This is a genomic window from Shewanella sp. HL-SH2 (assembly GCF_051164935.1).
Classification (GTDB): Bacteria; Pseudomonadota; Gammaproteobacteria; order Enterobacterales; family Shewanellaceae; genus Shewanella; species Shewanella glacialimarina.
On sequence record NZ_CP195035.1, the window covers coordinates 2,756,339 to 2,768,394 of the forward strand.

15 protein-coding genes are annotated in these 12,056 nt (G+C 38.6%); 7 read left to right on the forward strand and 8 right to left on the reverse strand.

The window, feature by feature from the left end; all coding sequences use genetic code 11:
- The first annotated feature begins 31 nt into the window (after positions 1-31).
- From ansA to ACRWP9_RS11960, 3 genes are all read left to right on the forward strand, one after another.
- A complete protein-coding gene (gene ansA, locus ACRWP9_RS11950; protein ID WP_226415699.1) occupies positions 32-1,045 on the forward strand; it encodes an asparaginase in 1,014 nt (337 codons plus the stop codon).
- A gap of 290 nt (positions 1,046-1,335) precedes the next feature.
- Positions 1,336-1,587 (forward strand): TIGR03643 family protein, encoded by a 252-nt coding sequence (locus tag ACRWP9_RS11955; protein WP_434926190.1) that lies wholly within the window; start codon positions 1,336-1,338, stop codon positions 1,585-1,587.
- A 292-nt stretch (positions 1,588-1,879) separates the two neighbouring features.
- On the forward strand, positions 1,880-2,722 hold the full coding sequence (locus tag ACRWP9_RS11960; protein WP_434926191.1) for a hypothetical protein: 843 nt from the start codon (positions 1,880-1,882) through the stop codon (positions 2,720-2,722).
- A 156-nt stretch (positions 2,723-2,878) separates the two neighbouring features.
- Here the strand turns inward: ACRWP9_RS11960 and ACRWP9_RS11965 are convergent, their stop codons facing one another.
- Positions 2,879-3,376, reverse strand: coding sequence for a fasciclin domain-containing protein (locus ACRWP9_RS11965; protein ID WP_434926192.1), 498 nt, complete (start codon positions 3,374-3,376; stop codon positions 2,879-2,881).
- Positions 3,377-3,698: 322 nt separating this feature from the next.
- Positions 3,699-4,118: a VOC family protein gene (locus ACRWP9_RS11970; protein ID WP_434929047.1), complete on the reverse strand. Its 420-nt coding sequence runs from the start codon at positions 4,116-4,118 to the stop codon at positions 3,699-3,701.
- A 120-nt stretch (positions 4,119-4,238) separates the two neighbouring features.
- On the opposite strand from ACRWP9_RS11970, the gene soxR reads away from it, so the two are divergent.
- Entirely contained in the window at positions 4,239-4,685 is a 447-nt protein-coding gene (gene soxR / locus ACRWP9_RS11975; RefSeq protein ID WP_434926193.1) for a redox-sensitive transcriptional activator SoxR, read from the forward strand.
- Between the two features lie 146 nt (positions 4,686-4,831).
- Here the strand turns inward: soxR and ACRWP9_RS11980 are convergent, their stop codons facing one another.
- The 6 genes from ACRWP9_RS11980 to ACRWP9_RS12005 all read right to left on the reverse strand — a co-directional run bounded on the left by ACRWP9_RS11980 (position 4,832) and on the right by ACRWP9_RS12005 (position 10,362).
- Positions 4,832-5,281 (reverse strand): Hsp20 family protein, encoded by a 450-nt coding sequence (locus ACRWP9_RS11980; RefSeq protein WP_434926194.1) that lies wholly within the window; start codon positions 5,279-5,281, stop codon positions 4,832-4,834.
- Between the two features lie 260 nt (positions 5,282-5,541).
- Positions 5,542-7,248, reverse strand: coding sequence for a bifunctional UDP-sugar hydrolase/5'-nucleotidase UshA (ushA, locus tag ACRWP9_RS11985; RefSeq protein ID WP_434926195.1), 1,707 nt, complete (start codon positions 7,246-7,248; stop codon positions 5,542-5,544).
- Between the two features lie 333 nt (positions 7,249-7,581).
- Positions 7,582-8,253, reverse strand: a complete 672-nt coding sequence (locus ACRWP9_RS11990; protein WP_434926196.1) for an alpha/beta hydrolase — start codon at positions 8,251-8,253, stop codon at positions 7,582-7,584.
- 39 nt (positions 8,254-8,292) lie between these two features.
- Positions 8,293-8,520, reverse strand: coding sequence for a DUF3389 domain-containing protein (locus ACRWP9_RS11995; protein ID WP_226415690.1), 228 nt, complete (start codon positions 8,518-8,520; stop codon positions 8,293-8,295).
- 60 nt (positions 8,521-8,580) lie between these two features.
- A complete protein-coding gene (locus ACRWP9_RS12000) occupies positions 8,581-9,063 on the reverse strand; it encodes an FKBP-type peptidyl-prolyl cis-trans isomerase (RefSeq protein WP_226415689.1) in 483 nt (160 codons plus the stop codon).
- Positions 9,064-9,153: 90 nt separating this feature from the next.
- Complete coding sequence (locus ACRWP9_RS12005; protein ID WP_434929049.1) at positions 9,154-10,362, reverse strand: lytic murein transglycosylase; 1,209 nt, start codon at positions 10,360-10,362, stop codon at positions 9,154-9,156.
- A 221-nt stretch (positions 10,363-10,583) separates the two neighbouring features.
- On the opposite strand from ACRWP9_RS12005, the gene ACRWP9_RS12010 reads away from it, so the two are divergent.
- The 3 genes from ACRWP9_RS12010 (at position 10,584) to ACRWP9_RS12020 (ending at position 12,045) form a co-directional block, all read left to right on the forward strand.
- On the forward strand, positions 10,584-10,943 hold the full coding sequence (locus tag ACRWP9_RS12010) for a DUF2750 domain-containing protein (RefSeq protein ID WP_434926197.1): 360 nt from the start codon (positions 10,584-10,586) through the stop codon (positions 10,941-10,943).
- Positions 10,944-11,012: 69 nt separating this feature from the next.
- Complete coding sequence (locus ACRWP9_RS12015) at positions 11,013-11,669, forward strand: hypothetical protein (protein WP_434926198.1); 657 nt, start codon at positions 11,013-11,015, stop codon at positions 11,667-11,669.
- A 193-nt stretch (positions 11,670-11,862) separates the two neighbouring features.
- Positions 11,863-12,045: a DUF6435 family protein gene (locus ACRWP9_RS12020; protein ID WP_434926199.1), complete on the forward strand. Its 183-nt coding sequence runs from the start codon at positions 11,863-11,865 to the stop codon at positions 12,043-12,045.
- The last annotated feature ends 11 nt before the right edge of the window (positions 12,046-12,056 follow it).

The window sequence follows — 12,056 nt, forward strand, 5'->3', positions numbered from 1 at the left end:
TATGTAAAATTAATCTAATTTGAGCTAATCCATGACTAAACGCGCTATTTACGTTGCCTATACGGGCGGAACAATAGGTATGCAAAAAACCGCTAATGGTTTTGCACCTGTTTCTGGCTTTTTAACCGATTGCGTTCAGTCTATGCCTGAGTTTTATCATGAAGAAATGCCAAGCTTTGTGATCCAGGAATACAGCCCATTAATTGACTCTTCAAATATGGCGCCTACGGATTGGCAACTCATCGCTAATGACATAAAAGCTAATTATGAAAAATACGATGGCTTTGTCATATTACATGGCACCGACACTATGGCTTATACCGCTTCAGCATTGTCATTTATGCTACAAGGGCTATCAAAACCTGTCATTGTGACCGGCTCTCAAATTCCTTTAGCGCAGCTTCGTTCTGACGGTCAAACAAACTTATTAAACTCATTGTATATCGCTGCCAATTACCCAATAGCAGAAGTCTGTTTATTTTTTAACAATAAATTGTTTAGAGGTAATCGTTCAACTAAGGCCCATGCCGATGGCTTTGATGCATTTGCCTCACCTAACTTCCCGCTACTACTTGAGGCGGGTATTAAGATTAATATCAAAGAAGGCAAAATCACTCAGCCGACAAACTCGCCTTTAAATGTAATTAATATCAAACCGCAGCCTATTGGGGTAGTGACTTTATATCCCGGAATTTCAACCCAGATATTTAACAATATTTTACAGCAACCGGTTAAAGCATTAATCATGCTTACCTTTGGTGTGGGTAATGCACCACAGGACCCACTGCTTTTACAGGCATTAAAACAGGCCGATGAGCGTGGCATAGTCCTAGTGAACCTGACTCAATGTTTTCAGGGCAAAGTCAATATGCGCGGTTACGCCACAGGCAATTCATTAGCTAAGGCTGGCGTAATAAGTGGTATGGATATGACTATTGAAGCAGCATTAGCAAAATTACACTATTTGCTTTCAATAAATTTGACACCAGAAGAAATTAAGAAATCGATGCAAATGAACTTGATTGGTGAGCTGTCAGCAGACTAACCAATACTCATAGCCAACGATAAACAGATAAAAACTCGCTTACAAGATTAATAATCATATTTGCGAAATAGGTGTACCAAAGTCATTATCTTAATTTAGCAGCGAGTTTTTATATTTCACATCAATTAAATTGATAGCTGACAATCCTCCTCTGCGGCCTAAGTTAATTATCAACCACATCAACTTAGGTATACAAAGTAGAAAATTCTGCTCAATTTACTGTATAAATTGATCTTCTTCCTTGGCGTTACAGTATTTATAGAAATAATTAACTGATCCAAGGTAGTGCCATGTCATTTTCATTAAGCGAAGAATCAAGAATTATAGAAATGGCTTGGGAAGACAGAACGCCTTTTGAAGCAATAGAGCTGCAGTTCGGAATGAATGAACCTTTAGTGATTAAATTTATGCGCAGTCGCCTTAAACCTAAAAGTTTCAAACTGTGGCGTGAAAGGGTCAGTGGCCGCAACACAAAGCATTTAAAACTCAGAAACCCTGAAATAAGCAGAGGTTATTGCCCAACCCAATATAAACAGCGTTAATGCGAGCAATTATAATTAGATTCATCTTCTATTCCGACCTGCTGTTTACATAATATAAGGTCGGTCTAATCCAGAATCAATAATTGCCCACTAAACCTCACCAAAACATAACCATGCAAAGTCTCCCACCCTAGCAGTAAACTTATCCTTTCTCTGAATAAAGCTTTGCAAAACGTGTATTTTAAAGGCAAAGTGTTGAATTATTAATACTATTCGTCAATCTGAGTTAAATACTCAAAACAACTTCCCTTCCTTGTTGAGTGATAGCTTAGGATCATTTAAAGATAAATATATGACTAAAAATTTGCTTAAAATAGCGCTTTCCTTGCCACTATTAACATCCTGTGTATCTAAAATAGATCAAACAATTCCTCTTTCTGATGAGTTTCAGACTAGTTCTACAGTCATCATTCTGGACAATCCTAGCTTTAGGATCCCTGATTCAGTTTATAACAATGATTTGGGTATCTATTCCGTTGTAAACGCAGAAACATCCTGGAAAAGCTCACAAAAAAACTTAGTTGATAGAAAGAAAGACATAAGTTTTATCAATTATATACTTTTTGATGATGCTCTTTCATTCATTAGCGCAGAATATGAAGTTGATGATACACAAAGGTTTTCTTTCACCCTTCAACAAAATAATGAAAATGTTTCTACATCAAAATGTGAAATTTTTTCGCAGTCTTTGACTAAAGAGACAGAAGCAAATGATATTGAATTTTCTAGTCCAAGTTCTCATTCTAGTCATAATACCCGGTTAAAAACATACCTAGTATGTGCTATCAAACACAATCAAAAACTTTGGCAGCTGACATTAAAATCTTATCAAAATCAAACAACAATAGTTCAAGTGAAAAGCGATGATCGGTCTTATCAAGTCGAAGATATTTCACAGAATGTAAGCTTAGTAAAAAAGGGGGATATTATTGAGCAGAGACATTCAGCCCCATGGCGATCATTAAGCTCAGGACTTGAGTTTTTTGATAATAAAGAACAAGTTGGTGCTTTATCTTTTGTTGGTAAGCCTAAAATTTGGCTAAAAAATGATTTGCCAGATCAAACAAAACAATTATTAGTTTCAATTAACTATAGCCTGACGATGTTTAATTGGTTGGACAGCGATTGGCGTTAAATACTATTTTCACTCTGTTTGATTAGCGTCGATATATGCCTGTAAAACAAGCCTGTAAAAGATTCTGTGTAACAGCAAAAAGAAATACTAATCTGGGTGTTATCTATCATCAACGCCCAGATTAGGAATATTTATAACGGATTAACTTCGAATGTGTTACTTAGGCAGTAATACTGTATCAATTACATGTATTACACCGTTACTTGCAGCAACATCAGCCATAATAACTTTAGCATTGTTTATCATGACGCTACCGTCAGTAACTTTTACCATCACCATTTCACCTTGAACGGTTGCAGCACTATCAATTTTAGCCACATCTGCCGCCAATAACTTTCCTGATACTACATGGTATGTTAATACAGCGACTAGCTTATCTTTGTTTTCTGGTTTTAGTAACATTTCAACAGTACCGGCCGGAAGATTTGCAAAAGCTTCATCCGTTGGTGCGAACACTGTAAACGGACCTTCTCCCTTAAGCGTCTCAACTAACCCTGCCGCTTTTACCGCAGCGACTAAAGTGTTAAAAGATCCATTTTCAGCAGCGACATCAACAATGTCTTTTTTCATACCATGATGTTCTGCATAAGAAGTGGTCACAAACGCAAAGCTGGCAAGGATAATCGATAGTGTTGTAATTGCTTTCTTTAACATTGTATTTTCCTTTTTAGAGAGTTTTTGTAGAGAGTTAAGTTTTGTTGTCGCCTTATTTTACGAAGCATTACAGGATAAAGATCACTCAATTTACATATCAATTACTTTTGACTGGTTCATCACCAATAAAAATCAGATCTAACAACAGATTGCCACCTTATTAATAATATATTAATCAATTTCTTACAGCTTAAAATAGGTTATTAACAACTACGTAAATCCCTATCGGTAACAGTCTGATAACTTTCATGATAACAAGCACACTAAAATTTTTACTGCTTAAACAACGCTAAACCTAAGCCACTACAATATTACTTCCTTGTTATTGATAGATATTACGCTCCAACGGCAAGTCGCTTAGGTACTGAACAAACTCAACTTCAAAACCATTAGGGTCAATAAAATACACACTTTTAGCATGGGGCTCATTTCCACCCCAAATACGCACCTCAAACCCTGCATTGTTTAAACGTGCTATTAAACTGTTTAAATCAGCAACTACATAAGCAAAGTGGGCTACACCCATTTCATTAGAGGCTAGCTCTCGCACTTTGCCGGTTCCGGAATCATTAAAAGATAAGTACTGTTTGTCATCACCAAAATGTACCCATTTACGTGGAACGCCATACCACGTTGACTCGCCGCCTCCCCTTATCCGCCAATGAGGCATGGCAGCACGATAAAAAGCTAATGTTTGATCTAAATCTTTTACAACGATATTTACATGTTCTAAATGCATGATATGTCCTTATTTTTAATCCCAATTAAATTAACTAGACACAGCATAAAACCTCAAGTTAACTTGAGGTAAAGCATTTTTTTCGTTATTTTAGTTATCTTAATTTTTGTGTGTGGCTTATATATGTTGAACGAGTACGATCTATCTGTGGGACAAGTGGCTAAACGTTGTGGTGTTAAGGTATCGACATTGCATTTTTATGAGCAAAAAGGGCTAATTAAATCATTGCGTAATCAAGGTAATCAGCGTCGTTATCAACGTGATGTGTTACGACGGGTATCTGTGATTAAAGCGGCTCAACAGTTCGGGATTAGCCTGCAGGATATTCAAACCGCGTTTAGTCATTTACCTGATCAAAGAACCCCAAACAAAGATGATTGGACTCAACTGTCGCAAACGTGGAAAACGCAATTAAATAAACAAATTGCAGCATTAGAAGATTTGAGGGATTCACTTGAAGGATGTATTGGTTGTGGTTGCCTGTCGATGACTAGCTGCCCTATTTATAACCCGAACGATACCTTGGCCACCAAAGGTAATGGGGCTGTATTATTGGATATAACCAATTAAAAAAAGCTTACTGATAGCAATTTAAGCCATATTGCTCACCACATAAAAACTAAAAAGGGCCTAGTCACTTCTACTAAGCCCTGATGAAACTATTCATCTAATTTGGGAGGAAATTGAGAACAATGAAACGTGTTATGAATTAAGGGTTACTCTTCGATTATACGAGAGCGAGTAATTTCAATTTTACGGGCTTTCATTGCCTCTGGGATCTCACGTTCCAAATCAATATTCAGCAATCCATTTTCTAACTCAGCGCCGACGACTCTGACATGATCTGCAAGCTGGAATACCCGTTCAAAACCTCGTTCAGCAATGCCCTGATGAAGATATTTACGTTCATCTTTTGTGTTAGCTTTATTACCTTTAACTAATAACTTTTCACCTTCACTAGTGATATCAAGTTCAGTCATGTTGAAACCAGCAACAGCCATGGTAATGCGATAAAGGTTTTCACCGAGCAATTCGATGTTGTATGGAGGATAGCCATTGTTGCCATTGTTCGCTGCGGCATGTTCCGCAAGCTGGGCTAAACGGTCAAAGCCAATAGCGCTACGGTATAGTGGGGTTAAATCTGGAGAAATAGAAAAATTACGCATAATCATATCCTTGTCTAAAGCAATATGTAAAAAATTAAGCCATTATTGGCGAGTTTTCATTGCCCTTTCGGCACAATCGATAACAAAATATCAAAACCTCTGTTGAGCGTTTTTAACTTTCATCTTGTTACAAATAAGATATAGGGATGGGATTCGTTAATTCAAGGGGAAAATAAAAAATACTAAAAAAAAGACAGCTAACTTAGCTGTCTTTTATGCATTAACAATTTCATCTTGCAAATGTTAATGTCTGTTGAGAATTAGTTTAACTGACAACCTAAAACACTATTAGAGTTAGTGTAAACAATATCACCTACTGGTGCGAAATCAGCAGCAACAATCATGCTTTTATCTTTAAAGTAAGTATAAAGCACCTCAGCATCAACATAGCCTGTTTGTACTGACTCAAGTTTTGGATAACCATCACCACCTGCAGCATTATAGCTTGGTACAGTGAAGGTGTAGCTACCATCGGCAGCATACGTTTCACCATTGATTTCACTGATATCAACACTGCTTGCTGCACAGTCGACAGTCATTTTAACGCCAGTAATTTGTGCATAAGCACCTGAACCACGTTGGAATGTCGCCACTGTAGCTAAGTATTCAGACACTTGTGCACCTGTGAGTGTGTTTAAGGTAACCATATTGCCAAACGGCTGTACGGTTAATACGTCACGATACGAGATTTCACCCGCTGCAATTGATGCACGTACACCGCCTGAGTTCATTACAGAAAAATCGGCATTAACTTTAGTACGCTGTGCTTCTGCAATTAAACGACCTAGGTTAGTTTGCTCACCACGTACAATAGCGCGATCGCCTTCAAGTTTAGCGTCAGTTTCAGCAATCACTTCGCCTAATTGACCTTGACCTTTTGCTTGATAATAAGACAGTAATTGCTTTAAATCTGCATCAGGTACAATTTCTTCACCAATAAATACTGTGGTTTTTTTACCTTCAGCATCTTCAACTGTTTTCTTCAAGTTAACTGGGATCAACTTATAGCTAGCAAGGTTCAATTTACCATTGAAGTATTCAAAATCTGCACGTCCCACATACTTGCCCCACTCATGGGCTTGCATGATGTAAGTGCCATTTTGCATATCAGGCGCACAGTCATCGCCAGGTTTGAAATCAGCGTATTCATTCGTGCCAGGTTCCATACACACTGGGTTTTGTGAATGCCCACCAATTACTGCCTGTAAATCACCTGCAGCAAGTGCTCTTGCCATTTCAACATCACCTGGGGCGTTGCTGCCATGTTTGCCATCGGCATAATGTCCCATATGGGTAGTGGCAAAAATTAAATCTGCACTATCGTTCGCTTTAATTTCAGCAATGACTTTTGCCACTTCTGTGGTTGGATCGGTAAACTTGATATCCTGAATGTATTCTGGGTTACCTAACTTCTCAGTATCTTTAGTTGTTAAACCAATAACGGCAATGCGTACGCCATTAACGTCGAATATTTTGTAGGGTTCAAAATAACGTGTAGTGCCATCAGCATGATAGATATTGGCCGCTAGCATTGGAAAGTTAGCGATAGAGCGTTGTGAATCTAATACTGCTAATGGGTTATCAAATTCATGATTACCCACTGCCATGGCGTCATAACGAATTTCGTTCATGCCAATAAAATCAGGAACGGCATCTTGTAAGTCTGATTCAGGTACGCCGGTGTTAATATCGCCGCCAGATAACAGTATACTTTCACCGCCATTAGCACTCACTTCAGCACGAATTTGATCGATTAAGGCTTTGCGCGCTGCCATACCGTATTCACCACTAGTATTTTCCCAGAAGCGACCATGGTTATCATTGGTATGAAGAACGGTAAATATTTTACAATCTGCTCCAGCTTCTGCGCAGGTGGTAGGCACTTTTGCATCGTCGTCACTATTACAGCCCATTAATGCAACTAACACAGCTGATGCCAGCATTCCTTTTATTAACACTTTAGACATATGTAACCCCATTTATTATTTATCTTGTATTTATTTGTATAAATAAGCGAACTTTAAATTCACCTTAAAATGATACCAAACAATGAGGGATACACGTGACAACTTTATGACAAAACAATGACATTTAGTGCAATCTTAACAATGAGTTACATGAAAAACTGTCGTAAATAAAGAACAGGGCAACCCTATCAAATTTATACCTATGCAGTAAACAATAAAGGCTTAACCCAATAATGAAGTTAAGCCTTTATAAACAAAGATTATTTTATATACAACCCAACAATGCACCATTGTCTCGCATAGAGAACAGTTCTGACAGTTGTGTGGTAAAGATTAATTCAATACTTTTTTCAACCATTGACCTATTTCAGATAACTGTGTAGGCAAAACACTGTGCGCCATTGAATAGGTTTTCCAAACGCTATTATAACCCGCATTATTCAAGGCATCGTATGCCATTTTGCCAGCAAATAATGGCACTACTTCATCTTGTTCACCATGATTTTGCAAGATTGGTGTGTGTTTATTTGCCTGGGCAAGTTGTTCCGGTAAATGCTCGCCACCGGGTAAATAACAGGATAAAGCCATAATTCCGGCTAAAGATTGCTCAAAGCGTAACCCAGTGAACAAACTCATCACACCACCTTGGCTAAAACCAGCCAACACTATTTTGTTTGCTGGAATACCCGCTGCAATCTGTTGCTCAATGAGACGTTTTATTTGTAGCTCTGATGCCTGCACACCTGCGATATCTGCACGATCATGTAAGTCCATGCTTTTGATGTCATACCATGAACGCATGATATAACCCCCATTAATGGTTACCGCTTGTTCTGGTGCATGTGGGAAAACAAACCGAATAGCATGATCGCCAGGTAACCCTAAAACAGGTACTACAGGAGCAAAACCGGCACCTGAATCACCTAAACCATGTAACCAGATAACACAAGATGAAGCCTTATTGCTAGGTTCAACGACAATGGCTTCTAGAGATGATTGAGTCATGTGATTCCTTATCTATTTGTATGTGGTGAACTTTGAATATTATTGAGCGTGAATACCGGTTTCTTGTAACAATTGTTCAAACTGTTGTGGATTATCCAGTTTAATTGTCCATTTCACTGTACCAGCATCAGCCGCTATGACTAATCCATGATGAAAACAACTTATATCATCGACAACTGCGCTGAGAATAATATGATTTTCAAAAAGACGACATTGTATTTCATTAGGGGTAATGATGAGCTTACCTTGGGAAAATTCGAGGATCATATAGGTACTTAATAAAGGTTTATCCCAAGTCTATTGTAGACCTGGGATCGAAACGGCTAATTAATGCTGATGACCACCGGCACCATGGGCATGACCATGGGCGATTTCTTCATCAGTTGCATCGCGTGCACCAACGACTTCAATATCAAAGGTTAATTCACGGCCCGCTAATGGATGATTAACATCCACTGTAGCCATAAACTTACCTACTTTAACTATGGTCACTTGACGTTGACCTTGATCAGAATTAACGATAGCAGCCATACCTGGCTTCCATACTTTAGCACCTGATAAATGCTTAACAGAGACGCGTTGCTCAGCTCCTTCTTGACGTTCACCATAGGTGTCAGCTGCCGGAGGCGTGACAGTAAACTTGTCACCAATTGCTTTACCGGTAATAGCATCTTCAATACCAGGCATCATGTTGTCGTTGCCATGAAGGTAAGCTATCGGATCGCGGCCTTCATTTGATTCAAGCACTTCGCCTTTTTCATCGCGCAGGGTGTAATTAAACTGCACAACCATATTGTCTTTAATGCTCATTACGTATCCTTAAAATTAATCTGTATTTGCGTCAACTGTCGATTATACAGTTAACGGCTATTAAAAAAGTCGCAAGAGCTTAACAAATGCTTATGGGGTCGGCAATTTGTTTAAGCTTATGCCTAACTTCTCAAATGTAGCATTATCTGGATAACCATCCGCTATTAAACCATGTTTACGCTGATAAGCTTGTAATCCTGTTACAGAGTTTCGACCTAAAATACCATCTGGTTTACCCACATCAAAACCCTCATCAGTCAGTTTTTGTTGCAACTGTTGAACCATTTCTCGGTTTAAACGGGGATGATTTGGTAAAGGATGAGAAATACCAGCGCCACCATTAATTTGATCGGCTAGTTTACCCACCGCAATAGCGTAAAATTCAGAACGATTCCAGCGCATTATCACATTAAAGTTTTCATAACCTAAAAAGGCTGGTCCTGTATGGCCTGCAGGCACATACAATGCAGCTTGCATGTCAGGTGTTGATAACGGCTTGCCACTTGTTTGCTTTATGTTTAGCCCAGCCCAATCAATCAATAATTTTGTATCCTTACTGCCCATATAGGCAAAATCATAATTTTTCGGTAACTGTACTTCCCGTCCCCAACGCTCATTGGCTTTCCAACCTAATTGTTGCAGAAAGTTGGCCGCAGAGGTTAATGCATCTGCGGTACTATTCCATAAATCTGCTCTGCCATCGCCATCGCCATCAACTGCATACTTAAGATAATTAGTTGGCATAAACTGGGTATGCCCCATTGCCCCCGCCCATGAGCCAACCATATCTTTATCAGCAAATTGATAGCGCTCTTTTAAGGTTAAAGCTTGCATCAACTCCTGGGTAAAATATTCGCTGCGTCGAGGGTCGCATGCCAAAGTAGCTAATGAGTTAAGCACTGACATATTCCCTTTATAGCTTCCATAGTTAGTTTCAAGCCCCCAGAAGGCAACAATATACTGACCCGGAACACCATATTTAGTGGTTAACTGCCTCAATAACTGGCCGTGCTGTGCATAGAGTTTACGTCCCTCTTTGATGCGCCAATCGGTTACACGCTTGTCATAATAATCTTTAAATGTGGTGGTAAACTCAGGCTGCTGATTATCGAGCTCAATCACCCTAGGAATGAAGCTTAAGTTAGCCACCGTAGTATCAATTGTTTGCTGTGAAATACCCTGTTGCTTTGCTTTTAACTGTAATTGACTCACACATTGTGAAAAATCAGCACTGGCTATAGCTGAATGAGAGAAACTGACGCTTAATAATAATGCTGTAATGGATAAATTAACGCGCATAAGATTCAAGTAGTACCCAAATAATAACAAATAAGATTGTGTGAATATCGTGACTGATTGCTATCAACTTCACAAGCGCTTAATAACCTTAAAAAGACCGATTTACGATATAAAAAGTGTGTTAGCTGAAATAGCCATCAGCATTAGGCATAACCAACTTGAGCTAAAGTAGGTATTCAGTATAATGAAACCGTTTTTAACTTCACTTAATGAGAATGATCATGACCGAACAAAACCCGACGTTAACTAGCTTCATCGAAAGTGTAAAAAAACACCAAATCGTTTGGGGTCTTCAGGACGAAACAGGCGAAGGATGGGTTGTGTGTGATTCATCTGAGTTTGAAGAAACTGATGTTATGCCACTGTGGTCGTCAGAAACTACTGCCAAAAGTCATTGCACCGAAGAATGGGCTGAATACACAGCGGTTAGTATCACTTTGGTCGACTTTCTTGAGTATTGGGTTGGCGACTTAAATGATGATGGCGTTTTAGTGGGTGTTAACTGGGAAAGCGATCAAGAGTGTTTTGAAATAGACCCAATTGTATTAGCAAAAAGCTTAGTTGATATCGAAAAAGATTAATTATTGTTACTTGCACTGGGATATTCATCTCAGTGCATTTGCCCATTACCTTTTGCTTAAGTATCCAATATGACAAACCCTACTATGGTCGACATTCCTTTCGATAAACGCCACATGTGTTGGTTTTGTGATGAACCCTGCCATGCAGAGTTGCCTTATTGGCGTATGGCGCATACTCCTCACCCATCATTAACCGTCCCAGCATGTCAAGAATGTAAGTTGCTGGCACAAAAGCACTTATTAACCTCTATCTGGGATTGTCGTGAAGCGGTTAAAGATCAGTTAATGAAGCGTTACCATAAGGATTTGGCAATTGGCATTAATTGGACCGAACAAGAATTAGCAGAATCTGAATTTGATTGTAGAATTTTTGGGGGCTTTAAAAAGAGCGCTTGGATGATGTTCAAGATTGCTCAAAAAAGAATCAATGCTTTAGGCTGGGCGCTAAGTATTGATGATAATCACTTTGAAGATGACCCCTTGTTTGCAGGAACTAATACCTTAGGCTTCGAATTTGATGGCTTACAATTCAACAACCTAAATCAAGGCATTAAGCATTACTGTCAAGTATTGGCGTTAGATGAAGAGTTTTTAAAGCAGTTGGTGACTTATTTAGGTAAAGATCAATTTGGTCATGCAATCAAGCTCGCCAGACTTAATATTGGCGTGACTAAAAGTATGCAACAAAAAATTCTACAAGAACTACTTGAAGATTTAGACCGCTAAATTACAGACTAACAGTTTCGCAGAATTTGACTTACTATAAACATCGTTTCAAGAGAAAAACCAATAGTTAGCACTAATAATTTGCCGTAAAATAGCCGAAGCTTCTCGTTATGGGAAATAATCTTAAATCCAACGAAACCAAAAACAATGTTCTATCGTATAAATTAGTATTATCCACATACAAGTGATTAAAATGTTCTCATTATTCAGACAAGACCCGATAAAAAAACTCACTAAACTTTATGAGTCAAAACTTGAAAAAGCGATGCACGCGCAGCGCAATGGTGATATTAAATCTTATTCTATGATTACAGCAGAAGCTGCACTGATAGAGGCTGAGATTAGTGCATTAGAAAATCAGAAAAAGCCTATTTAAACTATATTAGT